At 66.8% G+C, this 25,996-nt stretch carries 27 protein-coding genes; 14 read left to right on the top strand and 13 right to left on the bottom strand.

Annotated features, from left to right (window positions below):
- Window positions 1–150: 150 nt before the first annotated feature.
- Window positions 151–408, top strand: a complete 258-nt coding sequence (locus tag ARGLB_RS12425) for a hypothetical protein (RefSeq protein ID WP_043418996.1) — start codon at window positions 151–153, stop codon at window positions 406–408.
- A 5-nt stretch (window positions 409–413) separates the two neighbouring features.
- Complete coding sequence (locus tag ARGLB_RS12420) at window positions 414–794, top strand: hypothetical protein (RefSeq protein WP_003802947.1); 381 nt, start codon at window positions 414–416, stop codon at window positions 792–794.
- A 60-nt stretch (window positions 795–854) separates the two neighbouring features.
- Here the strand turns inward: ARGLB_RS12420 and ARGLB_RS12415 are convergent, their stop codons facing one another.
- Both ARGLB_RS12415 and ARGLB_RS12410 read right to left on the bottom strand, forming a co-directional pair.
- The gene (locus ARGLB_RS12415) at window positions 855–1,181 is read right to left on the bottom strand and encodes a PepSY domain-containing protein (protein ID WP_175304988.1); all 327 of its coding nucleotides are present in this window, start codon (window positions 1,179–1,181) and stop codon (window positions 855–857) included.
- Between the two features lie 66 nt (window positions 1,182–1,247).
- Window positions 1,248–2,114: a LysR family transcriptional regulator gene (locus ARGLB_RS12410; protein ID WP_003802941.1), complete on the bottom strand. Its 867-nt coding sequence runs from the start codon at window positions 2,112–2,114 to the stop codon at window positions 1,248–1,250.
- Between the two features lie 70 nt (window positions 2,115–2,184).
- Between ARGLB_RS12410 and ARGLB_RS12405 the strand changes: the two genes are divergently transcribed.
- The 3 genes from ARGLB_RS12405 to ARGLB_RS12395 are packed head-to-tail and all read left to right on the top strand — an operon-like array spanning window position 2,185 to window position 3,978.
- Window positions 2,185–3,108 (top strand): EamA family transporter, encoded by a 924-nt coding sequence (locus tag ARGLB_RS12405; RefSeq protein WP_003802939.1) that lies wholly within the window; start codon window positions 2,185–2,187, stop codon window positions 3,106–3,108.
- Between the two features lie 20 nt (window positions 3,109–3,128).
- Window positions 3,129–3,608 carry an NUDIX hydrolase gene (locus ARGLB_RS12400; protein WP_003802937.1) on the top strand — a complete coding sequence of 160 codons (480 nt, stop codon included), beginning with the start codon at window positions 3,129–3,131 and terminating at the stop codon, window positions 3,606–3,608.
- 37 nt (window positions 3,609–3,645) lie between these two features.
- A complete protein-coding gene (locus tag ARGLB_RS12395; protein ID WP_003802935.1) occupies window positions 3,646–3,978 on the top strand; it encodes a hypothetical protein in 333 nt (110 codons plus the stop codon).
- Window positions 3,979–4,002: 24 nt separating this feature from the next.
- Here ARGLB_RS12395 and ARGLB_RS12390 read toward each other — a convergent pair whose 3' ends face one another.
- From ARGLB_RS12390 to ARGLB_RS12375, 4 genes are all read right to left on the bottom strand, one after another.
- On the bottom strand, window positions 4,003–4,926 hold the full coding sequence (locus ARGLB_RS12390) for an NAD(P)-dependent oxidoreductase (protein ID WP_003802932.1): 924 nt from the start codon (window positions 4,924–4,926) through the stop codon (window positions 4,003–4,005).
- Between the two features lie 13 nt (window positions 4,927–4,939).
- Window positions 4,940–6,859 (bottom strand): TRAP transporter large permease, encoded by a 1,920-nt coding sequence (locus tag ARGLB_RS12385; protein ID WP_003802930.1) that lies wholly within the window; start codon window positions 6,857–6,859, stop codon window positions 4,940–4,942.
- 97 nt (window positions 6,860–6,956) lie between these two features.
- Complete coding sequence (locus ARGLB_RS12380) at window positions 6,957–7,979, bottom strand: DctP family TRAP transporter solute-binding subunit (protein ID WP_003802928.1); 1,023 nt, start codon at window positions 7,977–7,979, stop codon at window positions 6,957–6,959.
- Between the two features lie 90 nt (window positions 7,980–8,069).
- Window positions 8,070–9,422 (bottom strand): NAD(P)H-dependent oxidoreductase, encoded by a 1,353-nt coding sequence (locus ARGLB_RS12375; protein WP_003802926.1) that lies wholly within the window; start codon window positions 9,420–9,422, stop codon window positions 8,070–8,072.
- Window positions 9,423–9,629: 207 nt separating this feature from the next.
- Between ARGLB_RS12375 and ARGLB_RS12370 the strand changes: the two genes are divergently transcribed.
- Window positions 9,630–10,679 (top strand): LacI family DNA-binding transcriptional regulator, encoded by a 1,050-nt coding sequence (locus ARGLB_RS12370; RefSeq protein ID WP_003802923.1) that lies wholly within the window; start codon window positions 9,630–9,632, stop codon window positions 10,677–10,679.
- Window positions 10,680–10,694: 15 nt separating this feature from the next.
- Window positions 10,695–11,006, top strand: coding sequence for a putative quinol monooxygenase (locus tag ARGLB_RS12365; RefSeq protein ID WP_003802921.1), 312 nt, complete (start codon window positions 10,695–10,697; stop codon window positions 11,004–11,006).
- Window positions 11,007–11,041: 35 nt separating this feature from the next.
- Here ARGLB_RS12365 and ARGLB_RS12360 read toward each other — a convergent pair whose 3' ends face one another.
- Complete coding sequence (locus tag ARGLB_RS12360) at window positions 11,042–12,046, bottom strand: LacI family DNA-binding transcriptional regulator (RefSeq protein WP_003802919.1); 1,005 nt, start codon at window positions 12,044–12,046, stop codon at window positions 11,042–11,044.
- Between the two features lie 141 nt (window positions 12,047–12,187).
- Here ARGLB_RS12360 and ARGLB_RS12355 point away from each other — a divergent pair, with 141 nt between their 5' ends.
- From ARGLB_RS12355 to ARGLB_RS12330, 6 genes are all read left to right on the top strand, one after another.
- A complete protein-coding gene (locus ARGLB_RS12355) occupies window positions 12,188–13,366 on the top strand; it encodes a Gfo/Idh/MocA family protein (protein ID WP_003802917.1) in 1,179 nt (392 codons plus the stop codon).
- A complete protein-coding gene (locus ARGLB_RS12350) occupies window positions 13,363–14,379 on the top strand; it encodes a sugar phosphate isomerase/epimerase family protein (protein WP_003802914.1) in 1,017 nt (338 codons plus the stop codon). The genes ARGLB_RS12355 and ARGLB_RS12350 overlap by 4 nt, the downstream gene beginning before the upstream one ends.
- A gap of 164 nt (window positions 14,380–14,543) precedes the next feature.
- Window positions 14,544–15,212, top strand: coding sequence for a GntR family transcriptional regulator (locus ARGLB_RS12345; protein ID WP_003802912.1), 669 nt, complete (start codon window positions 14,544–14,546; stop codon window positions 15,210–15,212).
- Between the two features lie 123 nt (window positions 15,213–15,335).
- Window positions 15,336–16,724: an MFS transporter gene (locus ARGLB_RS12340; protein ID WP_003802909.1), complete on the top strand. Its 1,389-nt coding sequence runs from the start codon at window positions 15,336–15,338 to the stop codon at window positions 16,722–16,724.
- 183 nt (window positions 16,725–16,907) lie between these two features.
- A complete protein-coding gene (locus ARGLB_RS12335; protein WP_003802906.1) occupies window positions 16,908–17,702 on the top strand; it encodes a FadR/GntR family transcriptional regulator in 795 nt (264 codons plus the stop codon).
- Entirely contained in the window at window positions 17,699–18,403 is a 705-nt protein-coding gene (locus ARGLB_RS12330) for a cache domain-containing protein (protein WP_003802904.1), read from the top strand. The genes ARGLB_RS12335 and ARGLB_RS12330 overlap by 4 nt, the downstream gene beginning before the upstream one ends.
- Window positions 18,404–18,476: 73 nt before the next feature.
- Here the strand turns inward: ARGLB_RS12330 and ARGLB_RS12325 are convergent, their stop codons facing one another.
- The 6 genes from ARGLB_RS12325 to ARGLB_RS12300 form a co-directional block, all read right to left on the bottom strand.
- The gene (locus tag ARGLB_RS12325) at window positions 18,477–19,472 is read right to left on the bottom strand and encodes a substrate-binding domain-containing protein (protein ID WP_003802902.1); all 996 of its coding nucleotides are present in this window, start codon (window positions 19,470–19,472) and stop codon (window positions 18,477–18,479) included.
- A gap of 171 nt (window positions 19,473–19,643) precedes the next feature.
- Window positions 19,644–20,174 (bottom strand): YbhB/YbcL family Raf kinase inhibitor-like protein, encoded by a 531-nt coding sequence (locus ARGLB_RS12320; protein ID WP_003802899.1) that lies wholly within the window; start codon window positions 20,172–20,174, stop codon window positions 19,644–19,646.
- A 9-nt stretch (window positions 20,175–20,183) separates the two neighbouring features.
- Entirely contained in the window at window positions 20,184–21,149 is a 966-nt protein-coding gene (locus ARGLB_RS12315) for a carbohydrate kinase family protein (RefSeq protein WP_003802897.1), read from the bottom strand.
- 51 nt (window positions 21,150–21,200) lie between these two features.
- On the bottom strand, window positions 21,201–22,382 hold the full coding sequence (locus ARGLB_RS12310) for a fatty acid desaturase family protein (RefSeq protein ID WP_003802894.1): 1,182 nt from the start codon (window positions 22,380–22,382) through the stop codon (window positions 21,201–21,203).
- Between the two features lie 14 nt (window positions 22,383–22,396).
- Entirely contained in the window at window positions 22,397–23,515 is a 1,119-nt protein-coding gene (locus tag ARGLB_RS12305; protein WP_003802892.1) for a ferredoxin reductase, read from the bottom strand.
- A gap of 345 nt (window positions 23,516–23,860) precedes the next feature.
- A complete protein-coding gene (locus ARGLB_RS12300; RefSeq protein WP_003802890.1) occupies window positions 23,861–24,682 on the bottom strand; it encodes an alpha/beta hydrolase in 822 nt (273 codons plus the stop codon).
- Between the two features lie 205 nt (window positions 24,683–24,887).
- Between ARGLB_RS12300 and ARGLB_RS12295 the strand changes: the two genes are divergently transcribed.
- A complete protein-coding gene (locus ARGLB_RS12295; protein WP_003802888.1) occupies window positions 24,888–25,994 on the top strand; it encodes a GTP pyrophosphokinase in 1,107 nt (368 codons plus the stop codon).
- Window positions 25,995–25,996: the final 2 nt, after the last annotated feature.

The raw sequence follows: 25,996 nt of genomic DNA, 5'->3' as shown, positions 1-25,996 counted from the left end.
CCGTGTAAAGCGGCCTCCCCCCGCCCGGGCGGGCTCCTCGAGAGCGCCGGCCGCCGGCCCCCCGCTTCGCCGCTCCCGTGCAGGGCCCCGAGGCGTAACCCGCTGCAGCCCGACGGCGGCACCCAGGCACCCAGCGGAAAAGAGCCATCCATGGCACATTCGCAATATGACCAGTTCCTCCAAGAAGCCACCACCGCCGATGACCACTCGGACTCACCGCTGGACCGGGACCGCCTCTACGGCCTTTACACCAGCTGGTGTTTCCTCCGCCAAGAGGCACCGCGGCCCGAAAGCACCTTCTGGGCGGCCATGAAGAAAAAACACATCCACCCCGGGCGGAACGGCCTGCGAATGACGGGCCCAGCCGCCACGGACTACATCCTGGCCAGCTGCCCGGGCCTGGTTTAGTCGACGTGGACACGTCCGTCAGCACATACCTGCCCGGGGATGCCCACCAGCCCCGGGGCAACCGGCCCTGGTGCGCAGGATGCGACACCGACCACCACCTCGTCGTCGACTCCATTGCCGTCATGGACCCCCAGAGGGAAACGCTTGCCGCCGCCTTCAGCTGCGCCAAATGCGGCGGCTCCCGTGTTCTGGCCACCACCGAACGCTTCGTCCTGCCATTCAGATTCCCGAGAAAAGAACCTATGATGACTACCCCCTGCAGCCTCTCCCCCGCCATTCCCGAGCGCCAAAGCATCCACGAATTCGACCTGTCACCGGCGGGACTCGCAGACGCACCGGCAAACGAACAGGACTCCGACAGTCTCGTCCACCCCGGTAACAGCTGACCGACGCAGCGGTGACCAGCTCGACCGGCGGTGGCTAGACCGATCGGCAGCGCGCGCCCGTCAGTCGTCCGGACTCTGGCTCAGGACCTGGAAGTTGGCGCCGATATTCACTTCCACCTCGGACCCGTCGCTCGTCCGGATCTCCACCTCATACGAAGAACCCGCGCTGTCGCTCCGCTCGACTTCGGTCACCTGCCCGGACCCGACTTTGGCCATTGCGGCGTCGATTGCTTTGTCTCGGTCGGTCTGGTTCAGCTGCTGTTCCGTGCCGCCATTTGTGCTCGAGTCATCGTCGAAGGGGTTCACGGAAGCCGCTGCAACCGAGGCGCCTCCCAGAGCCGCCGCGGCGACGGCTGCTCCAATAAGCCACGCTGTTTTCTTGCCCACGACAGACTCCTTCCGCATCCTTTTTCCAGTGTCCTCCTGCTCAGGGGGCGGGACAAGGCGCCTCAGTCAGCCGGCGCCGCCGTCGTCATAGGCATGCCGCGCGAGGCGGGCAAAGTCGGAGATGAGCACCGACGGATCGTCTTTCCAGTACGCGAGGAACACGGAAATGGGCGGGGCGTCCCGGACAACCTTGTAGGCCACGCCGGGCCTCGGGTACTGCGCCGTAGTTGCCTCCGAGGACATCCCCATCGCCTGCCCGGTGGAGATCAGTGTCAGCCAGTCGTCCACTCCCTGGACGGGGCGGAGGGATGCCGGCTGCGCCTCCGGGCTCCACAGGTCTGCCGTGGTTGTTCCGGTCCGGCTGTCGACGGCGATCGTCCGCCCGGCAAAGTCAGCCAGGCGCAGGAAGCGCCGCCGGGCCAGCGGATCCGTGGCGGCCACCGCGGCGTAGCGCCTTTCCGTTCCAATCAGCACCTCGGCGAAGCGGGGGTCGTTGAGCTGTTTGCGGACGACGGCGACATCAACAGTACCGTTGGCCAGTCCGGCGGCCGGCGACCCGGATTGCACCCAGACCAGCGGGACAGCGGGGTTCGATTCCTCCCAGCGCCGCTGCACGGCAAGTGTCCGGCTGCCCACCGCGGACCAGGCGTATCCCACCCTGAGTTCCCCGGCGCCACCGCGCGCTGCCTCTTCCAGGAGGCGGGCTTCGTCCAGGACCCGCCGGGCGTGCTCGATGATGCGATGGCCGGTCGCTGTAGGCGTGACCCTGCGCGTCGTCCGCTGGAAAACCCGCACGCCGAGGGCCCGCTCCAGCGCCGCGACCGATCGCGAGACGCTGGCCTGGGACGTGCCCAGGGCGATGGCCGCGTCGGTGAACGTCTGCGCCTCGGCAACGGCCACGAGGGCCCGCAGATGGCGCAGTTCCAGATTCATACGGCAATCGTATAGAACCGGCAGCCGGAACATTTATAGGTTCGCCGGTCTGCGCCCACACTTGCTGTCTATGGAGACTTTCGCAGAGCCCGGCACCGGCCGCGTCCGCAGTCAGTCAGCACCAGCCCAGGGCCGGATCCTGGGCGGCGTCCTGACCATGACCGGCAGTGGAATCAGCAACCAAATCGGCGCCGGCATCGGCGCACACGCATTTTCGGCAGTCGGCCCCGCCGGCGTGGTGGCCGTGCGGCAACTCGTCGCTGCCGCCGTACTCCTGCCTGTGGCCCGGCCTCCCCTGCACCGGTTCACCTGGCGCCAGTGGTGGCCGACGATCCTCCTGGGCGCTGCCATCGCCCTGATGAACATTTGCCTGTACGTCGCCATCCAGCGGATCGGCCTGGGCCTGGCCGTGACGCTGGAGTTCCTCGGCCCGCTGGCCATTGCCCTGATGCGCTCGAGGACCTGGCTGGACATGCTGTGTGCGGCCTGCGCCGGCTGCGGCGTCTATGTCCTGGTGCTGCCCGGTCCCAGCAGCGACTTCGCCGGCATCGGCATCGCCATGGCCGCGGCCGCATGCTGGGCCGCCTACATTGTCCTGAACAGGGTTGCCGGGCAGCGGCTGCCGGGCCTCCAGGCCCCGGCGGCCGCCACAGCTGTTTCCCTTGTCTTCTACCTGCCGGTGGCCACCTATCTGGTGGCCCAGGGCTCCCTGTCCGGTCCGGCGCTGGGCTACTCGGTCGTCGCCGGCGTGCTGTGCTCGGTCATCCCCTACGCCGCGGACCTCATCGCGCTGCGGCACATCCAGCCCGGCTTCTTCGGCGTATACATGAGCATCAACCCGCTGCTGGCCGCCCTCTCGGGGACCATCGTGCTGGGCCAGTTCCTCGTCCTGCACGAGTGGCTGGGCATGGCCGTCATCGTTGCCACCAACGTGGCGGCCATTCTGCTGGCCGGACGCTGCCGGCGCCGGTCCGTCCCGGCATCCCCGGGGTAGCCTTGGGGCAGGAGGGCAACATGGCTGTCAGGAGTGCAGGCCTTCTGCTGCATCGGCAGAACAGCGCGGCGGAAGTGGAAGTGTGGATCGCCCACATGGGCGGCCCCTTCTGGGAGCGCAAGGATGAGCGGGCCTGGTCGATTCCCAAGGGCGAGTACCTTGAGGATGAGGATCCGCTCGCGGCGGCGCAGCGTGAGTTCGCCGAGGAAATGGGCGTCCCGGCGCCGTCCGCGGACTACGTGCTGCTCGGCACGTTCCGGCAGCCCTCGGGAAAGCTCATCACGGCGTTCACGGCCGAGTCCGCCTTCAAGCCCGAGAAAATCCTGAGCAACACGTTTCCGCTGGAGTGGCCCAAGGGCTCAGGGACGGTCCAGCACTTCCCCGAGATCGACCGGGCCGAGTGGATCGGCGAATCCGAGGCCCGCATCAAACTGGTCAAGGGCCAACTGCCAATCCTCGACGCGCTTATCCAGCATCTCCGGGGCACCGAGGGTGAATGACACGATGCGTGCGGCGTTCATACACGAGGCCACTGTAATGATGGAGGCCGACGGCGACCTGCGCGCCTTGGGTGCCGCGGTCACCCTTGAGCTGTGCGGAAGCTGGGACCACCCGCCGCCGTGCCCGCTGGCGCCGCACCACGCCCGGCCGGACAGGGACGGGGACGGGAACACGGTCGCGCTGCGGATCATCTTCGCCACGGAACCGGCGAACGAGGCCCTGGTCCGCAGCCGCATCGACAGCGCCCTCCGCCAGGAAACCCTGACCGGCCCGGATGGCCGCACCAGCCACTGGAAATTCCTTGGCGCCGGCCCCGGCGAGCTCGACCCCGCCGAGGCCGAGCACGCCCGGCGGCTCACCGGCTCCTGACGTGGCACCGGGCCGCCCCCGCACCTAGCTGGTTTGCCCCAGGACCGTCCGGTAGATCCCGGTGTGGTCGAGGTCGCCGTCGCCGGCCTCCACCATCACCTCGAAGGCAGCGCGGACGCTGGCAGAGAGAGGCAGCTTCAACCCGGTGTCCTTGGCGATCTCGGCGATGAAGTTCAGGTCCTTCAGCTGGTTTTTCGCAGAACCGCCACCTTCGAACTCACCGTCGATCCAGCGCTGGCCCTTCTGCCTGAGCACCTCCGAATTCGCCAGTCCCCCGGCAAGGATCGACTGCACCTTTCCGGGGTCGAGCCCTGTGGCCGTGGCCACGGCCATGGCCTCAGCCAGGGCCGTGACGGTGGCAGAGACGACGATCTGGTTGCACGCCTTGACCGTGGACCCGGCCCCCGCTTCCCCGAACCAGACGACGGTAGAACTGTAGAGCTCAAAGAGCGGCACGAGGCTCCGCACGGTGTCGCGCGGTCCTCCGGCCATGGTGCTCAGCCGGCCTTCCTCCGCCCCGATGGTCCCGCCGCTTAGGGGCGCGTCCACTACCGTCACCCCGTACCGGTTCCGGCTGTCCTCGGCAAACCGGGCCACGGCCACCGGAGACACTGTTCCGTGAATGACCAGGACCGGTTCCCCGATGCCGGCCGCCTTCCACCCGGCCAGGAGTCCGTCCTCGCCGGGCAGCAGGGCGGCGACCTGCGGCAGGTCCGGCAGGACGGTGAGGACCACGCCGGCCGCAGCCTCCGCCGGCGTCGCGGCCACCCGTCCCCCGCCGATGGCCCTGGCCTTTTCCGCGGTGCGGTTCCAGAGTGTGAGGGGGACCCCGGCGGCCAGGATGTTCCTGGCGATGGGCGCACCCATCGGGCCGGTGCCCAGCAGGGCCACCGACGCTGGAACCCCGGACTTCTGATCCTGCATGCCTGTCACTGCATTGTCTGTCACTGTGCTCACGCTGCTAGAAGGGAATCAGGCCGGCCATGGCCGGCAGGAAGGTGCTGAACCATGGAACGGCTGCAAGCACCAGCAGCCCGATGAACACTGCGATGAGGTACGGCCAGAAATGCTTGAGGCTCTTTTCCACGGTTTCGTGTCCCGTCGCACAGGCCACATAGAAGCCGACGCCGGCCGGCGGCGCGAACGAACCGATGCCCATGGCGATGATCAGGACCATGGCGTACTGCACCGGGTTGACGCCGAAATCAGTGGCGATCGGCAGGAGCAGGGGCGCGAAGATCAGCACGGCCGGCAGGCCCTCCAGCAGCTGCCCCATGATGATCAGCAGCACGATGGTGAAGAGCATGAAGAGCACGGGCGAGTCGCCCAGGCCCGACATGAGGTCGTGGATCTGCTGGGACACACCGGCGAGCGCGAGGGTCTGGGCGAGCGGTGAGGCTGCCGCGATGATGAACAGGACCATGCCCGCTGTCGTGGTTGTTTCCCGCAGGGTATCGCCCAGCAGCCGCCTGCTGCCGCGCCGGTAGGCGGCGGCCAGCACGAAGGCGTAGGCGACGGCGACCGAGGACACCTCGGTGGGAGTGGCGAAGCCGCTCAGGATGCCCACCACCATGCCCACCGGGAGCAGCAGTGTGGGGATGGCGAAGAAGGTGGCGGAGCCGCGGGCGCGCCAGGTGGCCTTCGGGCTGGAGACGCCGCCCTGCTTGCGGGCTCGGAAGAAGACGAGCCCCATGACCACGAGGGCCAGGAACGCGGCGGGAACGAAGCCAGCAAGGAACAGCGTGGTGGTGGAGATGGTGGTGATGGAGCCGAGGATGAGCAGGACGATGCTCGGCGGGATGGTTTCACCCATGATGGCGGAGGCAGACAGCACCGCGACCACCTCGCCGCGCGGGTACTTGCGTTCCTCGAGCATGCCGCGCATCGTGGTGCCCACGGCCGCGACGTCCGCAACCTTCGAGCCGGAGATGCCGGAGAAGATGTACATGGTCACAACGACCACCTGGAGCAGGCCGCCCCGCAGGTGCCCGATGAGTGCGTCCACGAGCTTGGCGAGCGGCAGCGTCAGGCCGGCGGAGTTCATGACGGTTCCAGCGAGGATGAAGAACGGGATGGCCAGCAGCACGAAGCCCTTCGCACCAGATGCCATGCCGATCGGGATGGCGCTGACCTCCGAGATGCCGCCCAGGTAGAGGTAGATGCCCGAGGCCAGTGCGAGCACGAACGCGATGGGCAGGCCGAGGAACAGCAGGGCGAACAGGCCAACGAGGACCACGCCGAGCACGACGTTCGGCGAGGCGTAGTAGAAGAGCGGCTGGGCGAAGAGGACGGCCGCGGCCAGAACCGCCGTGATGCCGGTAGCCACCAGGACCGCGCGGCGCGGCTGCCGCCAAAGCTTCAGGACCGCGAACCAGGCGATGAGCACCATGCCCAGCGCGAACGGCAGCGAGACCCAGAAAACCGGCAGCTGGAGGATCGGCGTCTTTTCCTCAAGCTGCTGGACCAGGGTGGGAATGAACAGCGCGAGCGAGCCGGCGCTCATGACGAAGACAAGGCAGTCCACGAGGGCCGCCAGGTACGGCTTCCAGCTCACCGGCAGGCGCATCACCAGTGCCTGCACTGACATGTGGGCGCCCTTGGGGTAGGCGATGGCACCACCGATGAAGGCGATGGTGAGCAGTGCAATCTCGGAGACTTCCTGCGTCCACAGCACGGAATCCCCGGTGACAACCCGGACCATGATGTTCAGCAGGATAACCACGAGCTCGGCAAGGATGGCCGCGCCGACGGTCCATTCCAGGGCCTTGTCCAGCCAGACGGCTCCGCTCCAGCGCGGTGCGACGTGCCCGTGGTGGAGGATCTCTTCCGCATCGGACGGAAGGACCTCTTCGAGTTCCTTCGGGGCGAGTGTATGTTCCATGTTTTTCCAGACTGTCATCGTTGAGAGCGGGATGGTGAGTTCGGGATGTGGGCCGAGGGCCGGGGCGACGGACTGCGCTCCGGCCCTCGAAAGGGGATTACTGGGCTGCGGCGATCGCCTGGTCGAAGAATTCCTTGCCGATCAGCTTCGAGAAGTCCGGGTACAGGCTCTTGGAGACGGCTTTGAACTGTTCGAGTCCGGCGGCGGTGGGCTCGTTGGCCTTCATGCCCTTGGCGGTGAGTTCGGCCAGCTGCTTCTCCGACTGCTCGGCGTCGTATTCGGTCTTGAACGTGGCGGTCTCAGCCGAGGCATCCGTCAGGATCTTCTTCTGGTCCTCGTTCAGCGAGTCCCACTTCTTGGAGGACAGGGCCAGGACCCAGGCATCGTTGATGTGGTGCGTCAGTGAGACGTACTTCTGGACTTCCGAGAACTTGTTGGTCCACGGCACCTCAATCGGGTTTTCCTGGCCGTCAATCGTTCCGGTCTGCAGGCCGGTGAAGACCTCGGAGAAGGCCATGGTGGTGGGGCTCGCGCCCAGCTTGCCGAAGAAGTCCGTCCACAGCGGGTTGCCGGGGACCCGGATCTTCAGGCCCTTCAGGTCCGACGGCTGCTCGATGGGACGTTCGGAGTTGGTAATCTGGCGTCCGGTCCGGGTGAGGAAGGACAGCGCGACGGTGTTCTTCTCCTTGAGCTTTTCCTTCAGGACGTCCCCGGGTTTGCCGGCCAGGAACGCGGCCTCTTCCTTGGTGTCGTCGAAGAGGTAGGGGATGCTGATGGCGTTCATTTCGGGCACCACAGACGCATATACCGACGTCGACAGGATCAGTGCGTCCAGCGAGCCGCCCTGCAGCCTCGTGACAGCGGCGTTCTGGTCCCCGCTGAAGCTCGTTCCGTTCGGTACCACCGTGACAACCACGGACCCGTTGGACGTCTTCTTCACCTGGTCGGCGAAGTGCTGGGCGGAGACGCCCACCGAGGAGGTCAGCGGGTCCGGGATGGACAGCTGGATCTTGGCAACGGGCGAGCCGCCGCCGGGCGCCCCTGGTGCGCAGCCGGCGAGGACGGAGGCGGCGACGGTGCATGCCAGCACTCCGGTGAGGGCGCGGGTCTTCGATTTCATGTGATGCCTTTCTTCATTGGAAGGAGTCTTGTTCCCGGGCACGGGAAGCTTGGGGTTCGCAGCGCGCCCGGGAAACGGGATTCGTGTGAATTAAGAGGTCAGCGCGGCTTCGGTGACGAGCGCCTCGGTTTCGCGGCGCAGCTCGAGGGCCTGGGACAGCGACTCGTCCATGATGACGTCTTCCCAGCGGACGGTGGCACCCTTGGCGATGTCGGTGCGCAGCTCGACGTGGTGCGCCAGGGCTACCGGCAGGGCGCCGATTTCCACGGAGTGCTTGGCCGAGACGAGCTTGCCCCAGACGGTGAAGCCGCCCTCGCCGTCGAGGAATTCGCCGGCCTTCAGGTCCTTCTTGGCGGTGGCAACGACGTCGCCGAAGAAGCCGACGGGCGAGCCGGTGGCGATGCCGCGGAGGGCTGCGTTGGCGATGGACATGTTCAGTTCGAGGCCCACGTAGTGGTACGGGCGGTACAGGGCCGCGTACTGGCCGGTGGGGTCCGGGTGCCAGGGGTATTCGTTGAAGCAGCCGGACACGTAGCCGTTCGTTGCCTTGACCACAACGAAGACGCCCTCCTGGGTGTTGTGGCTGATCCAGCTGCCGTCACGGTTGACGCTGGACATGACGTCCACACTTCCCTCGTGCGCCAGGGCACCCCCGACGTCGGCCGGGCGGCAGATGGTGGCGATCTCTTCCACGTCACCCGGGGTGAACGTCAGTCCGGAGTCCGACGGCGTGAGGCCTGCGCCGTTGGCGACGGCGGCCATCTCGATGGATGCCTTGGTGCCGTCCCGGAAGGAGGTGTGCATGTAGGGGTTCAACTGGCCGGAGTCGGTGAGCTCCTTGGAGAACTCCCAGTTTTCCCACACGTTGTCCGGGTTCATCTCGTGGTAGTGCTCAAGGTACTTGGCGCCCTTGCCCGCGCAGACCACGTCGAAGCCGCTGGTCCGGGCCCAATCCACCAGTTCCATAATGAGGGCGGGCTGGTCACCGTACGCCATGGAATAGACGACGCCGGCCTCCTCCGCGCGCTTGGCCAGCGCCGGCCCGGCCAGTGCGTCCGCCTCGACCGTGACCATGATGATGTGCTTCTTGGTTTCGATCGCCCGCAGCGCGTGCTTCACACCGACGATCGGATTGCCGGTGGCCTCAACGATGACGTCGATGTCGACATCGAACAGCTCGTCAGCGTTTGCCACGATGGTGGTGGAGCGGTTCTCCAGCGCGGTGGCGATGTCCGGGGCGATCTGGTGCTGGGGCCAGCCGACCAGTTCGAACGCGCCTTCCGCCCGCTTCACATTGATGTCAGCGATGGCTACAACATGGATGCCCGGGATGTTGTTTGCCTGGGCGAGGTACATGGTGCCGTAGCGGCCGGCGCCGATGAGACCGACGCGGATCGGGCGGCCCTGGTTCTCGCGGTCGCTAAGAAGCTTGTGAAGGTTCATGGGGATCTCTCTGTTTGATGTCTGACCGAAGAGAGATGGCCGTCCACCTTGGTGGTGGAGCAACCTCTTCGTCGCATTGTTTGTGATCTGGGTTAGCAGATGTTGTGATCTGGGTTACCGGAGTGGAACCGGTTCCACTTTTGTACCAGTCAGTGTTAAGCTGTGTCAACAGATGTCGGTGAACCCCACCGGCCGCAAGGAGGAGCATTGAAGAAGGCGCCCACTATCCGCGATGTGGCGGCAGCGGCGGGGGTCTCGGTGTCCGTGGTGTCGCGGGTACTGAATCCGGACTCCGGCCCCGTGGCGCCGGCCAAGCGCGAACAGGTGCTCAGCGTCATCAGCGACCTCGGATACCGTCCCCGCGCTGCGGCTCGCGAACTCAGTGCCGGCCACGCACTTACCGTCGGCCTTGTGGTCACAGACCTTGCCAACCCGTTCTTCGCCCAGCTGGCGGACCGCGTGGTCTGGGAGGCCCGCAGCCACGGCGTGCAGGTGGTCGTCATGACCACCCAGGAGGACCCGCACCTTGAGGCGGAATCCCTCGATACGCTCCTGGACCGTTCTGTGGGCGGCGTCATTGCCACACCAACAGGCGGAAACATCGAGAAATGGGACCGCCTGCGGGACCTCGGAGTCAACGTGGTTTTTGTTGACCGCGCCATTGCGGAGCTTGGCGACGTCGATGTCGTCAGCATCGAAAACTCCGATTCGGCCCGGCGCGCTACCGACCACCTCATCGCGCTCGGCCACGAGCGGATCGGCCTGGTCACCGGACCCGCCAGCACTTCCACCGGGCGTTCGCGGATCGGCGGCTACCGGGCCGCCCTCGAAAGCGCTTCAATAGACATCGATCCCATACTGGTCCGGGACGTTCCGTTCCGCGGAGACGGCGGGGGCGACGCCGTCGGATCGCTTCTGGCACTCCCGGAGCCCCCCACGGGACTGATCGTCGCCAACACCGCGCAGGTGCAAAGCTCAGTCCGGCGCCTCGTCCAGATGGGCGTCCGGATCCCCGACGACCTCTCGGTGATCGTCTTTGACGACAATCCATGGACGGAACTGACCAGTCCGCCGCTCAGCGTGATCCGGCAGCCGATCGGCATGCTGGCCGTGCATTCCCTCGAGCTCGTCCTCGGACGGATGCAGGGCCGGCTCCCTGCGGGCGCCAGGACCATCGAGGTCAAGGCCGACTTCGTGCCGCGTAGCAGCTGCGCGGCCCCTGCCCGCTCCGCCACCAGCAAGTCCGCAACCAGATAAGGAAAAGGAAAACCCATGACCGTAGTTGTCACCGCCGTGTTCACGCCCAAGGAAGGTGCCTTCGATGACGTCGTCTCCGCGCTCTCCCCCGCCATCGCGGAGGTGCACGAGGAGCCGGGCTGCATTCTGTACGCCATCCACGAAGCCCCGAACGGCCAGGTCGTCATGATCGAAAAGTGGGAAAACGCCGAACTCCTCGATGCCCACGGTGCCGGCGACGCCGTCAAGCGCCTGAACGCCTCGCTCGAGGGGCTCCTGGCGGAACCGGTGGAGGTTACCCGGCTGGCCGCCATCCCGGCGGGCACCAGCGCGCAGGGCGCGCTCTAACCACACGAACGACGGCGGTCCCTCGCCTGGGCATTTCAGGCAGGGGGCGCCGTCGAGCCCCGGACCACCAGCTCCGGGTCCACGAGCTTCGTCTGGACGGGCAGGTCCGGTTCCTTCATGCGCTCCAGCAGGGCCTTTGCAGCTCCTGCACCCACCTCGCCGTTGCGGCCGTCGATGGTGGTCAGGCGCAGCAGGTTCGCCGAGGCGAGCGGTGAATTGTCGTAGCCGATCAGGGACAGATCCTCCGGAACCCGCCGCCCCCGGTCCCGCGCCGCCGCGGCCACCCCCATCGCCATCACGTCATTGGCGGCAAAAATCGCGGTAAGCGCCGGGTTGCGGTCCAGCAGCTTCAGGGCGCCCGCGTAGCCGTCCGGCTCCATCGTCAGGCCGTGGCCCTGCGCGACGTCCGGAGAAAGCCCGTGTTCGCGCATCGCGGCCTCGAACCCCTGCGCCCGAAGACGGGCGGCGCCGCCCCCGCCGGTCACATGCCCGATCTCCCTGTGCCCCAGGCCAATCAGGTGCTCGGTGGCCAGGCGGCCGCCCGCCTCGTCATCATTGGCCACAATGTCCGCCCCCGGGACAACGAGGTCACGGTTACCCGCCACCACCGCGGGAACGTCAACTGCGGCGAACATCTCCTCCGTGGGCTCAGTGGCGATCACAATGCCGTCCACCCGCAAAGACATGAGGCCGTCCACCGGCGTCCGGTCCAGGTGGGCATTGAAGGACGGGTCGGCGACGGCAACCCGGAAGCCGAGAGGGGCGAGTTCATCGTGCAGCCCGCCCAGCAGGCCGACGAACCAGAGGTTCCGGTAGTCATCCAGTACGACGCCGATGGTCCGGGACCGGTTTCCGGCAAGGGTCGCCGCCGCCCGGCTGGGGCGGTAGTTCAGCCGTACGATGGCTTCCTCGACGGCGGCGCGTCGCGCAGCTGACACGCCGGGCGCACCGCGCAGGACCAACGAGACCAGGGATTTCGATACCCCGGCCGCGGAGGCAACGTCGTAAATGTTGGGGCGCTTGCCGGTCTCCTGGGTCACTCTGCAATTGTCACCCATCGGTGGACCATTGGGATATTGACAGGACAAAGTCACAGCCCTATCGTGTTTATGGAGCGCTCCATTTGCGTCACACGTCACAGCGGCTGAGTCCCGCAAAGCCCGTTTCAAAGGAGAAAACCAATGCCCAAAGATCTCGGCGTAGCCGTCATCGGGGCGGGCATGGCCGGCAAGGCTCACGCTGCCGCCTTCCGCACCGCGTCCGCCCTCTACAACCCCGTCCTGCCACCCATCCGGCTGGTCTCCATCGGAGATGTGAACCCGGAGTTCGGCTCCCTCGCCGCCCGCCGCTTCGGTTACGAGCGCAACGACACCTCTTGGCAGGCCATCGCTGAAGCCGATGACATCGACGTCGTCAGTGTTGTCATCGCCAACTCACTCCACCGGGAAGTGGTGGAGGGCCTCCTCGCCGCCGGCAAGCACGTGCTGTGCGAGAAGCCGCTGAGCGACACCCTGGAAGACGCGCGGGCCATGGCCGACGCAGCCCGCAACGGTTCCTCGATCGCCCGCATCGGGTTCACCTTCCGCCGCACCCCGGGCATCGCCTACATCCGCGACCTCATCCGGAACGGAACGCTGGGCAAGGTGCTGCACTTCAGCGGCCGCTACTGGACTGACTACGGCTTCAGCCCGGAGGCCCCCATGAGCTGGCGCTACAAGGGCGGCCCCGGCTCAGGTGCGCTGGCCGACGTCGGAAGCCACCTGGCCTATGTCTCCGAATTCCTCTGCGGCGACATCAAATCCATCAGCGGCGGCCGCCTCAGCACGGCCATTGACAAGCGGCCCCTGCCGCTGGGCGCCGTCATGGGGCACGACCACGCCGCCGTCAGCGACACCTTCGAGGCCGTGGAGAACGACGACTACGCAGCCTTCTCCGCCGAGTTCGAAAACGGCTCGGGCAGCTTCGAGGTGTCCCGCGTTGCCGCCGGGCACGCGAACAGCCTCAACTTCGAGGTCTTCTGCGAGAACGGCTCGGCCAAATTCGACCAGCGCCGCCCGGCGGAGATCCAACTGTTCCTCAACGACGGCTCCGGCCACGAAAACGGCTACCGCCAGGTCATCCTCGGCCCGGGCCACCCCTACATCGCCGGCGGCCTGGCCATGGACGCCCCCGAGGTCGGCTTCGGCCAGAACGACGCTTTCGCCTACCAGTCCCGCGCGTTCCTCGAAGAGGTCGCCGGCCTCAGCGAAGCGGAATCCCTGCCGCGCTGCGCCACCTTCGACGAAGGGGTCCGCAACATGGAACTGCTCGCCGCGGTCACCGAATCAGCCCTGAACGACGGAAAGAAGATCACGCTATGAAGCTCGGCGTCTACAACGCGATCCTGCATGACCGCCCGCTGCCCGAAGCGCTGAAGGTCGTCGCCGACCTGGGCCTGACCGGCATCGAAATCAACTCCGGCGGGTTCCTCCCGGCGGTGCACGTCCCCACCTTCGACGAGATCCTCGAGAGTGACGCCGCCCGCGATGACTACCTGGCGATCTTCGAAGGCACCGGGGTCTCCATCGCGGGACTGAACTGCAACGGCAACCCGCTGCACCCCAACCCCGCGATCGGCGACAAGCACGCCGAGGACGTCCGCCGCTCCGTCCGACTGGCCCACCGGCTCGGACAAAACCGTGTGGTCACCATGTCCGGCCTGCCCGGCGGGGAACCCGGTGCCACAGTGCCGAACTGGATCGTCAACGCCTGGAACTCTGCCGCACTGGACGTCCTGGACTACCAGTGGGGCGTCGCCGCCAAGTTCTGGAAGGAAACCGACAGGCTCGCCGCCGACCTCGACGTCAAGGTCGCCCTGGAACTGCACCCGCAGAACCTCGTCTTCAACCCCGCCGACGTGTACAAGCTCGTCGAACTGACCGGCGCCACCCACGTCGGCGTGGAACTCGACGCCTCCCACCTGTTCTGGCAGCAGATGGACCCGGTCGCAGTCGTCCGCGAACTCGGCCCGCTGGTGTTCCATGCAGCGGCCAAGGATGTGCGAGTCAACAAGGACACCGCTGCGGTCTACGGCGTCCTGGACAACCGCTTCCGCCGCCTGCCCCCGGAAGAGAACCGGACCAACCTCGGCGGCGACGAGTGGGCCAACGAATGGCCCAAGCCCGCCGCCTGGGACTTCGTCGCCCTCGGCAAGGGCCACGACACCGCGTACTGGACCGAGTTCCTCCGCGCCCTCCACGACGTGGACCCCGACATGCTCGTCAACATCGAACACGAAGACGTCGAACTGGGCCGCATCGAGGGCCTGGAAGTGGCTTCGAAGGTTCTCAAGGAAGCAGACGCAGTCCTGGCCGCCTCGCTGGTCAGCCCCTAGCCGCAAGACCCGCGATACGGGCACACACAGGAAGCCTGCCGGCAATCAGCCGGCAGGCTTCCTGTGTTGCCGGAGTCACACTGCCCGCAGGTATCGTTGGTGTGACTTTGTGATGCAGGTACAACGCGCCGGACGCTCCGTGGGCGGGGAGAAAGGTGGGCTCAATGCTGGACATCCCGATGGCCGGAAAGACCGGCGGCACCGACGAGTCACTGGAGGACGTGGCCTACCGGGTGATTGCAGACAGGGTCATCATGTTGGGCATCCGGCCGAACGCGTCGATCAATGAAACCCAGTTGTCGAAGGAAATGCAGATGGGGCGCACCCCCATCCGGGCCGCCCTGAAGCGCCTTGAGAATGACCACCTGATCGTCTCCCACGCCCGGAAGGGTGCCTTCGCCGCACCGGTCGATCTTGCCGATCTTGAGGAGATTTCCGAGGTGCGGCAGGCGCTGGAACCAGTGGCGGCGGGACTGGCCGCAAGAAAGGCGCGCCCGGACGCCCTCCAGACTTTTGAGAAGTACTCAGAGGTGATCCGGACGCTGGAAGCTGCCACCGTGGATCAGAGCGACCTGATGCGTCTGGATCTGGCCGTGCACCAGCTAATTTACCGGGCTGCTGGCAACCGGCACATGGAAGAAATCCTTATCCGCTACGCCAATCTGTGGACCAGGATCCAGGGGCTGATGCTGGAGCGGCGGCCGCTGATCCTGGAGCACATCGTGCAGCTGGATGGAGTCATTCGGGCAATCATGGGCAAGGACGAGGCCAAGGCAGCCGCGCTCATGGCTGCCCACGTCAGCGGATTCACCACCTACATCAGCGCCACGTAACTTACGAATTCTCTATTGACCTGTGATGGGACCCACACTACTGTCCTGATATATCAAGTGTTGCTGACCTGTCGACGATTGATCCAGCACTTGTCATTCCCCCTACCCAGGTGAGAAGGATTCATGAACATACACGTCGCCATCGATGAAGCGCGGTTCACGCGCTTTCACAAGAAGCTCGTCGCTGCCTGCATGGGAGGGCCGATCCTCGACGGCTACATCCTGAGCATCATCGCGATTGCCCTGGTGGGCATTTCGGCCGATTTCCACACGACGGAGCTCGAGACCAGCCTGATCGGGGCCTCTGCCCTCGTCGGTATCTTTTTTGGCGCTGTCCTGCTGGGGCCGCTGACCGACCGGATCGGCCGGCAGCTGATGTACACCATTGACCTGTGGGCGCTGGTGATCGTGTCAGTGCTGCAGTTCTTCGTCCAGGATTCCCTGCAGCTGATCATCCTGCGCTTCATCGCGGGCCTGGCCATCGGCGCGGACTATCCGATTGCCAACTCCCTCCTGGCAGAGTGGCTCCCCCGAAAGCGCCGCGGGCAGATGCTTGGCGTCCTTCAGGTTGGCTGGTTCATCGGTGCAGCCCTGGCATCCCTTGTCGGCTTCGTCATCTTCGAAGCATTCGGTGCCGGCTCCTGGCGCTGGATCCTGCTCACCGCCGCCGTACTGGGCACCGTCGTCATGCTCATGCGACTGGGGACACCGGAGTCCCCGCGCTGGCTGCTGCACAACGGACGCAAGGCCGACGCCAAGCTGGCACTTCGTGCCGCCCTCTCAGACCAGCTGAACGTCGACCACGTGGTCTTTGAAACGGCTGATGACGCTGCAGTGGGCAAGAAGAAGGCGGATCTCCGAGTGCTGCTGCGCAGGCCCTACCTCAAGCGCATCATCTTCTGCAGCTCCTTCTACGCCCTGCAGGTTGGTCCCCTGTTCGCCATCTTCACCTTTGGCCCCACGATCCTGTCGGCGTTCGGCATGGGCGAGGGCAACCTCTCCAACCTCGGTTCCGTGATTATCGATATGGTCTTCCTGGCCGGCTGCATCCCGGCACTTAAACTGATCGAGTCCTGGGGCCGCCGGCCGCTCATCATCTGGTGCTTCGCCCTGATGGCCGTCCCCCTCTTCGTCCTGGGTCTCTTCCCGTCGGCTCCCGTAGCCATCATTGTGGGCTGCTTCGTGGCCTACGCACTGTTCTCCGGCGGGCCCAGCATCCTTGAGTGGGCGTACCCCAGCGAGATTTTCCCGACCCACGTCCGTGCCAGCGCCGTGGGCATCACCACCGCCGTGAGCCGCATCGGCGCGGCCCTCGGAACGTTCGCGCTGCCGTTCGGCCTCGCCTACTGGGGCATCGGTCCCACCATGCTTGTCGCGGCAGTCCTGACCGCCGTCGGATTCTTCGTCTGCCTGTTCATGGCCGAGGAAACCAAGGGCATGACGCTGGCCCAGGCCGGCGGCGAGCCGGAAGCCGCAGACTCCACGGAGGAGCCGGCACTGCAGGCAAACTAGCCAGCACCAACTAATCGGCACAAACCAGTCGCAGCACAGGCGTGCCGTCCAGTGTGGGTTTCCATCTGGGCGGCACGCCTTTGCTTCTCCCCAGGCACGGACGGTCGAGCCGGCGTCCAGAAGTCGATAGTCTAAAACTTATTATTAACTCTTGAGATCGCGCGACGAGGAGCGGGCCGGACCATGGCGACGGAAGTAAGGGACGATGGCGGTTCCGTGTCCCTCCGCGCCCTGGAAATGGCTGCCCAGGTCCGGACCCATGGCCAGGACGTCACCGGCCGCGCCGAGCAGGTGACCCTGCAGCTCGAGAGCGCCATCGGCATGGGGCTGCTCAACCCGGGCGAGCGGCTTCCGCCGGAATCGGTGATGGCCGAGCACCTCGGCGTCTCGCCTCTCACCCTCCGCCAGTCGCTGGCGGTGCTGCGAAGCAAGGGACTTCTAGGCACCCGCCGCGGGCGCGGCGGCGGAAGCTACGTGGCGGGGGTGCTCCCGGTGCGGGAGGCGGAGATCGCCCAGCAGCTGCGCCGGCACAAGAGCGACGACCTGCGCGACCTCATCGATCTCGCCGCCGCGACGGCGGGCTCGGCAGCCCGCCTGGCGTCCAAACGCTCCGACGAGCAGGACGTACGGCGCCTCCGGAAGCTCGCCCAGCGCTTTGCTGCAAGCACGGAGCCGCACATGCTTCGCCAGGCGGATGCCCGCCTGCACATTGGGTTGGGGGTAGCGGCACAGTCCCGCCGCCTTACCGCCCTTTTGATCCAGATCCACGCCGAGCTGTCCCCGCTGACGTGGGGCCAGGCGTGGCTGGACGGACAGCCGACCGCCGTCGAGGAACACGGGGCACTCCTGGACGCCATCGAGCAGGGGGACCCGGCCGCAGCTGAGAACACCGCCATCGCCCACTTCGAACGGGAAGGCGCCCTCATCATCAACCAGCGCCTGGCCATCCTCACCTCGGACCTGGCGGATCAGCGGTGAAGCCCATCGACGAGGTCCTGCAGTCAACGGCCCGCGCCCTTGGCCAGAGCCTTGAGAGGGTTTTCGCCGACCTGGCGGTCCTGGCCGGCGCCACCACGGATATTCTTGCGGCGCCAGGTACGTCCCGGACCAAGCTGGAATCCCTCCGGCCGGTCGTCGAGGACATCGTCACGGGGCAGGCCGGCCTGGTGGACAGCGCCGGGGTGTCCGTCACCCCGGGCTTGTTCGCCGACGCCGGCGCGTGGCACCAGTGGTGGAGCCTGGTGGGCGGGAAGCTGGTGTTCATCCCGCACAATCTGAATCCCGCGTCGATCAATTACTACGACTACACGGAAATGACCTGGTACGAGCGGCCCCTCGCGTCCGGCCAGCCCGAACTCATTGGCCCGTACATTGACTTCGGCGGTGCCGACATGAAGATCGTCACGGCGTCGCGGCCGGTGCTGCAGGACACGCGCGCCGTGGCCGTGGCCGGGGCGGACCTCTCGATGGAGTCGATCGAGCGCACATTCCTGCTCAACCTCGGCCGCCGGGACGAACACGTCGCCCTGATCACGGAAACCGGCAAGGTCGTGGCGTCCAACAGCGCCCGGTTCGCCCCCGGCACGCGCTTCGAGGGCCCGCGCAGCGGCCCCGGCTCAGTTCCAGTGCCGGTGGCGGACCTCGCCTCTCCCCGATGGCACCTCGTCGCGGACCGCTGATTGGCCGACGCCGCTGGCTGAGGTTTCGACAAGCTCAACCAGCGGCGGTTTCGACCAGCTCAACCAGCGGCGGCTAGCGGATGCCCTGGTCGGCGAACTTCACGACGTCTGCCGCGTTGGACTTGTCGACGATGGTGGGCCCGGTGAGCACGGGCTGCCCGCCGCCGAGCTTGAAGCCGCCCCGCTTGACCTGCCACAGGGCGTCCACGGACCCGTAGCCCTGGAGCCAGGGCTGCTGGTCGACAGTAAACAGCACTGTGCCGTCGGCGATCTTCTGGGCGAGGTCCTTGTTCAGGTCAAAGGATGCGACCTTTGCCGAGCTGCCCGCGGTTGCCACGGACTTCAGGAGGGTCAGCGTGATCGGGGCACCCAGTCCAACGATGACGTCTGCGTCCTTGGCTGCCTGCAGCTTGGCGGTTGCCGTAGATTCGACGGACGTCATGTCGGCGCCGTTCACGTACAGGATCTCGGTTCCCGGAACTTTGGACTTCACGCCGGCGCAGCGGGCTTCCAGCCCTACGTGTCCCTGCGCCTGGATCACGCAGATGGGGTGCTTGAAGTTCTCGGCCGCCAGTTTCTCGCCCACCGCCTGGCCGGCGAGTTGCTCGTTGGAACCGAAGTGCGTAAACGCCCCGAGCTGCTTGGAGACGTCCTCACCGGCATTCAGGCTCACGATGGGGATGCCGGCGTCGGAGGCTTTCTTGAGGGAATCCTTCAGCGCGCCGGGCGTGGCCAGCGTGACGGCTATTCCGTCCACCTTCTGGTCAACGGCCTGCTGGATCAGCTGCGCCTGCCGGCCGGCTTCGGGGTCGTTCGTGTAGAGGAGCTCCACGTTGTCCTTGGCCGCAGCCTCCTCGGCGCCCTTCCGGACGGTGTCCCAGAAGGTGTCCCCGGCCGGAGCGTGAGTAATCAGCGCAATCTTCATGCGCGGAGTGGAGACGGCCTGGCCCCCGCCACCTCCGCTGTTGGCTTCCGGCGCTCTTCCGCCCTGGCTCGAACATGCCGTCAAAGCCAGCATCGGGATTGCAACCGCAGCTACCGCTGCGCGGCGCCAAAAAAACTTCTTCACTGGTGATCTCCTTCGATCGCGTCCAGATGATTAGGGGAACACACCGCTGCATCTTTCCGGCCGGATAAGAGAGATGTGACCGAGCGCACTTGGAGCGCTCCATAAATTGAGGATAGGAGGACGAGTTTGTCCTGTCAATAGTTCTATTCGGCGCAGCCTGCCGCAGGCGCCCTAACGCTGGTAAACACCCGTGAGGGTGGCCGTGCCCAGCAGGTGACGGGCAAGTTCGGAACCCAGCCCCGCAGGCTTCGCCCCTGCGCCGCCCGGCAGCTCCTCGACGTCCAGTGCGTAGACGCTGACGACGTAACGGTGCTGGCCGTGCCCCGGCGGCGGGGCTGCCCCCACGTAACCGCGGAAGCCGGCGTCGTTCTTCAGCTGCGTCGCGCCGGGCGGGAGCTGCGGGCCGCCCTCGGCCCCGGCGCCCTCCGCCAGGGAGGTGGTGTCTGCGGGGATGTTGAGGACCGCCCAATGCCAGAACCCGCCGGAGCCCGGCGCGTCCGGATCGAACACGGTCACGGTGTAGCTCCTGGTCCCGTCCGGCGCCCCGCTCCAGCTCAGCTGCGGGGACTCGTCCGCGCCGCCGGCATGCATCCTGCCGCTGCGCTGCGGCGGCGGCAGGATCCCGCCATCCTCGAAAGACCTGCTGGTGAGCCCGAACACGGGAACATCCGGCAGGTGTGAAAACGGACCCGGCGCTGTCATGGCTGCTCCTCAGGTGGTGGGAACTTCGACTTCTTCGGCGTCTGCTTCGACCCGGTTCAGCTCCGCCCGGGTGGGCGGATTCGCACCGGCACGGGAGACTGTCACGGCCGCGGCGCGGGTGGCGTGGGCCAGGAGCGCCGTGAGCCCCTCGGCCGGGAGCGCCCGCAGGTCCGCCCGGTTCTGGGCGCCGTTCAGGCCCCGGTCCACCACGCCGGACAGCAGCGCGGCCATGAAGGAATCCCCTGCGCCCACGGTGTCCGCCACCTCCACGCGGGGCGCGGCAAACTCGGCCTCGCCCGCGGCGGTGATCCCCCAGGGCCCGGCCGCGCCGCGCGTCACCACCACCATGGCCGGCCCTTCCGCCCCGCCAAGCGTCAGCCAGCGGCGCGCGGACTCCAGCGGGTCCACTCCGGGATACAGCCAGGCGAGGTCCTCGTCGGAGGCCTTGACGATGTCGGAGAGGGTCACGAACTTTTCCGCCTGCCGGCGGGCGTAATCGGCGTCCGTGATGATGCTGGGGCGGCAGTTGGGGTCAAAACTGATGGTCGACGCCGGGTGGGCATATTCGACGGCGGCCAGCACCTCCGCGGCGCCGGGCGCCAGCATGGTGGCAATGGAGCCTGTGTGCAGCAGCGTGTTGGCCTGCAGCATGAAGGGCAGCCGTTCCCGCAGTCCGGGGAGCTCCCAGGCGAGGTCGAACGTGTAGGTGGCGGAGCCGTCGTCGTCCACCAGCGCGGTGGCCACACTGGTGGGCAGCCCGTCCGGGCCCTGCGGGAGCATGACGGAACTCGCCCTCAGGTGGGCGGCCACCGACTCCCCGTACGCGTCCCGGCCGTACCGGCCGACGAACTGCACGGGGTGCCCCAGGCGGGCCAGCCCGACGGCGACGTTGAGCGGGCTGCCGCCCACATGGGCTTCGATTCCGGAGCTGCGCTGGACCACGTCAACGAGGCCCTCGCCGATAACAGTGAGCATGGTCATACTCTGCCAGAGAACGCCGCCCGGCGCTCGGGTTCCTGCAGTTTGCTAGGCCTTCTTCCCCGGCAGCGCGAGCTTGAAGACCTTCGCCCACGAGGATCCCACCTGCTTCAGCAGCGGCCCGGTGGTGTACGGCAGGCCGTAGCGCCGGCAGATTTCCTGCACCTTCGGCGCCACCTCCCCGTACCTGTTGGACGGCAGGTCCGGGAACAGGTGGTGCTCGATCTGGTGGGACAGGTTTCCGGTCATGATGTGCATGAACTTGGAGCCGGAAATGTTGGCTGAGCCGATCATCTGCCGGACGTACCAGTCGCCGCGGGTCTCGCCCTCCACCATTTCCTCCGTGAACGTGTCCGTCCCCTCGGGGAAGTGGCCACAGAAGATCACAGCGTGGGCCCAGACGTTTCGCACGGCGTTGGCGGTGAGCGTGCCGTAGAGGGCCTGCTTTCCCGAGCCGGTCAGCATGGCCACGGCCGGGGTGGCAGCGTAGTCCTTGGTGAACTGCTTGAGAGCCTTGACGCCGAGGGCCTTGAGGTCCCGGACCATGGCCTCCTTGCTCTTCTTGCCCTCCTTGTAGTCGACGATTTCCAGGTCGTAGACCGCGATGCCCCATTCGAAAATGGGGGCGAGGATGGCGTTGTACAGCGGGTTGCCCAGGGCTCGCGGGGTCCAGGGCTGGTCCTCGTCCATGCGCAGCAGGTTGTATCCGACGTCGTTGTCCTTGCCCACCACGTTTGTCCAGCGGTGGTGCAGGTCGTTATGGGTGTGCTGCCACGACCGCGCCGGGGTGACGAAGTCCCATTCCCACGTGGTGGAGTGGATGTCCGGATCGCGCATCCAGTCCCACTGGCCGTGGAGGATGTTGTGGCCGATCTCCATGTTTTCCAGGATCTTGGCGAGGCTGAGCAGGCTGGTGCCGGTGACCCAGGCGGCCTTGTTGCGGCCCATCAGCAGCGCCGCCCTGCCGGCGATCTCCAGCCCGCGCTGGATCTTGATCACCCGGCGGATGTAGGCAGCGTCGGAGGCGCCGCGCTTGGCCAGGATCTCGTCCTTGATGGCGTCCAGTTCCCGGCCGAGCTCTGCCACCTGCTCGTCGGACAGGTGCGCTGCGGCGGGCGGGCGCACGGCCGGCCGGCCGGAGGCGGCCAGGGCCCCCGGCCGCGGTTTCGTGACCGGCTTGTCGGTGGCGGTCTTCGTGGTCGCGTCTGTGCGATCGGATATTGCAGTCATGCTTGTGTTGCTCCTCAGATGTCGAGGTTAACGGGCCCGGCAGCTGCCGAAACGCACGTCTGGATTAGTTGGCCCGGTTCACCGTGGACTTCACCGGTGCGCAGGTCCCGGACCTGCCCTGCACGCAGGGGCAGCAGGCAGCTGTGGCAGATGCCCATGCGGCAGCCGCTGGGCATGAGGACGCCGGCGTCTTCGCCGACGTCGAGAAGGGGGGTGTCGCCGTCGGCCTCCACCTCCCGGTCGGAGGCCTCAAAGGTGACCAGGCCGCCGTCGTGCCCAACACCGCCGAGCAGGCTGGTGTTGAAGCGTTCGATGATGAGGTTGACGGGGTCGGCCGCGAACGGGCCGGTGGCCCCGTCCGCACGGGTCGATTTGGGGTCCTTGGGATGGGCGGCCGCTTCGGCGGCCCACAGTGCTTCGGCGTCGTCGAGGAACCCCTCCGGGCCGCAGGCGTACGCAGCACGGCGGCGCCAGTCCGGGCACAGCGCATCCAGTCCGGCGGCCGTGCCAAAGTCCATCCGGCCGCGCTCCCCCGTGTACCAGTGCGTGACCCGGAAGTTGGGAAACTGGTCGGCGAGCTCGGAAAGTTCTTCGCGGAAAATGCTGTCCTCCGGCCGCCGGGCGGAGTGGATCAGCACCACATCGGCGTCGGGGCGGTGCGGCACGAGTGTGCGGACCATGGACATCACGGGGGTGATGCCGCTGCCGGCGGTGAGCATCAGGAGCGGCCGCGGATGTTCGGGGAGGACGAAGTCGCCCTGCGGGGGCGCCAGGAACAGGACGTCCCCGGGCCGGGTGTTGCGGACCAGGACGCCGGACACGGCACCCATGTCACTCACGGTAATGGCCGGATCCTCGCCCGCCGGGGCGCTCAGCGAGTAGGAGCGCCAGTGCCGGACACCGTCGAGCTCCACGCCGATCCGGGCCCACTGGCCGGCCTTGTGGGCCTTCCAGCCGCGGCCGGGCCGGAAGTGGATGGTGGCCGAATCAGCCGTTTCAGGAACGACTTTGGTGACCACGCCGCGCAGCTGCCGGGCGGAAAACACCGGGTCAAAGAGCGCGAGAATATCCTCCGGGGCCAGGGGAGTTGTCAGCACGGACGCGGCGCGCGCCAGCTTTCGAAGCCGGATCACGCCGACCACCGCATGATGGGTTCACCCATGTGTATCTCCTAGTGAAACCCGGGACCGTAATATACAAAAGTACCTCAATCCCCACCTACTAGATTCCTCCAAGCCGGCGCCGGTAGCAACCGGCGTCCACTTTCGCGCTCTTCCCGCCGGCCCGGCCTTACTCATCGGCAGGGCATGGGGCGGCCGAAGCTGGCGGGACTGGCGCGCTGTTCCTGACAAGGCAATGTCCCTCCGTTGTGGCGTCTGCGGCATTCGTGGTTGATGACAAGCATACTTACTGTCGGCGCGCATATGCCGGCTCAGCCCATATCAATGCAACGAACGGACGTCGGAGGAGTTCCCGCGCTAGAGCTGCAGCAGCTCCTGCACCAGGTCGCGGCACTTCCGGTAGGACGGTGCCTTCGGGTCGATCAGCGAGAAGTGGTCGCCGGGGACCTTGACCACCTGGACCGGGGCGCCGGCCGCGCGGGCCGCAGTGGCGTAGGCCTCGGACTGGCTCACCGGCACGGTGTCATCGTCGAGCCCGTGGACGGCGTAGACCGGGATGCTCAGCGGCACGGCACTCATCGGGTCGGCGTACTTGTGGCGCTTGGGGTACCGTTCGGCGGAGCCGCCCAGGAGGTTGCTGACGGCGCCGTTGCTGAGGTCGGCCCACTCGGCCTGCGCGAGGTTCAGCAACCCGGACTGGCTGACCACTCCGGTCAGGTGGACGGCCTCACCGTTGAGGTTCCGGGCGACCTGCCGGTCGGCGTCGGCCGCACCGAGTTCGGCAAGCCGGTCCCGCCCTGCCGCCCAGACGGCCAGGTGCCCGCCGGCCGAGTGCCCCAGCGCCACCACCCGGTTCAGGTCGAGGCCGTGTTCGCCGGCCACCTCGCGGAGTTTGTCGATCCCGGCGAGGACGTCCTCGAACGTCCGCGGCCAGCCGCCGCCGTTGCCCGCCCGCCGGTACTCCAGGTTCCAGGCCACGATGCCGTGCGCTGCGAGGTCCTTCGCCAGCGGCTCGCCCAGCTCCGCGCCGTATTGCGAGCGCCAGTAGCCGCCGTGGATCACCACAACGATGCCGCGCGGGGATGGCGGCTTGCCGTTGCGTGCGGCAGGTGCCTCCGGCAGGAAGAGCTCGCCCCACTGGCTGGGGTGGTCACCGTAGTGGTACTTCTGCCGCTTCACTGCATCCTCCTAGGATCCTTCGAACGGGGCGCCGGGCCCCTCCTTGCCGCCTCCCGCACGCCCGGGATCCGGGATTGCAGGGCACGACGGCGCACAACAGCCATATGCCGAGCCTACAGGGAGGCCGCTTCCATGGGGCGGAAGGGGCTGCAGTGGCGGGGGTGTCACCGGCACCGCTGTCGCACCGTATTGATAGTTTGGAACCATGGCAAGCAACTGGGATCGCCTGGACGTCACTCAGCGCGACTCCGTGCAGGAAAGCGTGGAACTCTATGAGCGCGTCCGGCCTGCCCTGAAACTTGTCACCAGGGAAGTCCTGCAGATACTGCGGACCATGCTCAAGGACACCGAGGTCACGCCGCTGTTCGTCACCGGCCGGACCAAGTCCGTGGATTCCTTCCGGGAGAAGATCGCCCGGACCGAGGAGCCGCTGGAACCCGGCGGCCCGCGGCTCCTGAAGTTCCCGGACCCGTTCCGGACCCTCAACGACATGGTGGGCGTCCGTGTAATTACCAAGCTGCCGGCGGAGAACGCCCTGGTGGCCAACCTGATCAAGCGCCAGAGGCACCTGTTCGACTGCCGCGGGGACCGTGAAAAGGACATCGGCTCGATCGAGTCCGGAACGTACGGTTACTCCAGCCGGCACCTGATCCTGCGCACCATCCAGAACGACGTGGTGAAGAACTACCAGCAGGTGTTCAACCCGGAGGTCCAGCCCAACGGCAGCTACTTCTTCGAATGCCAAATACGAACCGTCTTCGCGCATGCCTGGAGCGAGATCGAGCACGACATCCGGTTCAAGGCCGAGGACCCGCGGGCCTGGACGCCGCACTTCGACCGGCAGTTCACGGCCACCGCCGCCATGCTGGAGACCGTGGAGACCGCCTTCGCCGACCTGCATGAACGCTACGAGGAGGTCCGAAGCTACTGGGACCTGGACGGTGAGGGCGCGGCACAGCTCACCCCCAACCGCATCCGCGACGTCTGGCGCACCCTGCTCCCGCACGTGGACCGTAAAGTAGATGACGACTGGGGATGGGCGGCCGAACTCCTGGCGGCCCACGGACTCAAACAGACCGTCCAGCTTGCCGGACTGCTCAGCGCCAACCGGATCACCGAGGTCCGCCGGGCCCTGGACCACCGCTACTCCCCCGGACCGGACCGCCTGCTGGATGACCTCCTGCTGTGGCAGTACGGCACCAAACACATCGACCTCACCGCTGAGGCGCCCGACGCCGCTCCCCACCCGCGGCGCGACAGCCTCCTGCGGCGGCTGAAGCAGATCGAGCGCTACCGCCAGACCAAGAAATAGAG

The organism is Arthrobacter globiformis NBRC 12137, from assembly GCF_000238915.1.
Lineage (GTDB): Bacteria > Actinomycetota > Actinomycetes > Actinomycetales > Micrococcaceae > Arthrobacter > Arthrobacter globiformis.
The sequence above is the reverse complement of the archived record's forward strand: the minus strand, read 5'-3'. Positions and strand labels throughout refer to the sequence as shown.

Excerpts from the sequence above, each read along its gene's own strand:
- ARGLB_RS12365 (WP_003802921.1), top strand. The coding sequence starts at position 10,695 with ATGACCGTAGTTGTCACCGCCGTGTTCACGCCCAAGGAAGGTGCCTTC.
- ARGLB_RS12385 (WP_003802930.1), bottom strand. The coding sequence starts at position 6,859 with ATGGAACATACACTCGCCCCGAAGGAACTCGAAGAGGTCCTTCCGTCC.
- ARGLB_RS12315 (WP_003802897.1), bottom strand. The coding sequence starts at position 21,149 with ATGCTCACTGTTATCGGCGAGGGCCTCGTTGACGTGGTCCAGCGCAGC.
- ARGLB_RS12380 (WP_003802928.1), bottom strand. The coding sequence starts at position 7,979 with ATGAAATCGAAGACCCGCGCCCTCACCGGAGTGCTGGCATGCACCGTC.
- ARGLB_RS12355 (WP_003802917.1), top strand. The coding sequence starts at position 12,188 with ATGCCCAAAGATCTCGGCGTAGCCGTCATCGGGGCGGGCATGGCCGGC.
- ARGLB_RS12310 (WP_003802894.1), bottom strand. The coding sequence starts at position 22,382 with ATGACTGCAATATCCGATCGCACAGACGCGACCACGAAGACCGCCACC.
- ARGLB_RS12340 (WP_003802909.1), top strand. The coding sequence starts at position 15,336 with ATGAACATACACGTCGCCATCGATGAAGCGCGGTTCACGCGCTTTCAC.
- ARGLB_RS12375 (WP_003802926.1), bottom strand. The coding sequence starts at position 9,422 with ATGAACCTTCACAAGCTTCTTAGCGACCGCGAGAACCAGGGCCGCCCG.
- ARGLB_RS12425 (WP_043418996.1), top strand. The coding sequence starts at position 151 with ATGGCACATTCGCAATATGACCAGTTCCTCCAAGAAGCCACCACCGCC.
- ARGLB_RS12345 (WP_003802912.1), top strand. The coding sequence starts at position 14,544 with ATGCTGGACATCCCGATGGCCGGAAAGACCGGCGGCACCGACGAGTCA.
- ARGLB_RS12395 (WP_003802935.1), top strand. The coding sequence starts at position 3,646 with ATGATGGAGGCCGACGGCGACCTGCGCGCCTTGGGTGCCGCGGTCACC.
- ARGLB_RS12410 (WP_003802941.1), bottom strand. The coding sequence starts at position 2,114 with ATGAATCTGGAACTGCGCCATCTGCGGGCCCTCGTGGCCGTTGCCGAG.
- ARGLB_RS12405 (WP_003802939.1), top strand. The coding sequence starts at position 2,185 with ATGGAGACTTTCGCAGAGCCCGGCACCGGCCGCGTCCGCAGTCAGTCA.
- ARGLB_RS12320 (WP_003802899.1), bottom strand. The coding sequence starts at position 20,174 with ATGACAGCGCCGGGTCCGTTTTCACACCTGCCGGATGTTCCCGTGTTC.
- ARGLB_RS12335 (WP_003802906.1), top strand. The coding sequence starts at position 16,908 with ATGGCGACGGAAGTAAGGGACGATGGCGGTTCCGTGTCCCTCCGCGCC.
- ARGLB_RS12400 (WP_003802937.1), top strand. The coding sequence starts at position 3,129 with ATGGCTGTCAGGAGTGCAGGCCTTCTGCTGCATCGGCAGAACAGCGCG.
- ARGLB_RS12350 (WP_003802914.1), top strand. The coding sequence starts at position 13,363 with ATGAAGCTCGGCGTCTACAACGCGATCCTGCATGACCGCCCGCTGCCC.
- ARGLB_RS12295 (WP_003802888.1), top strand. The coding sequence starts at position 24,888 with ATGGCAAGCAACTGGGATCGCCTGGACGTCACTCAGCGCGACTCCGTG.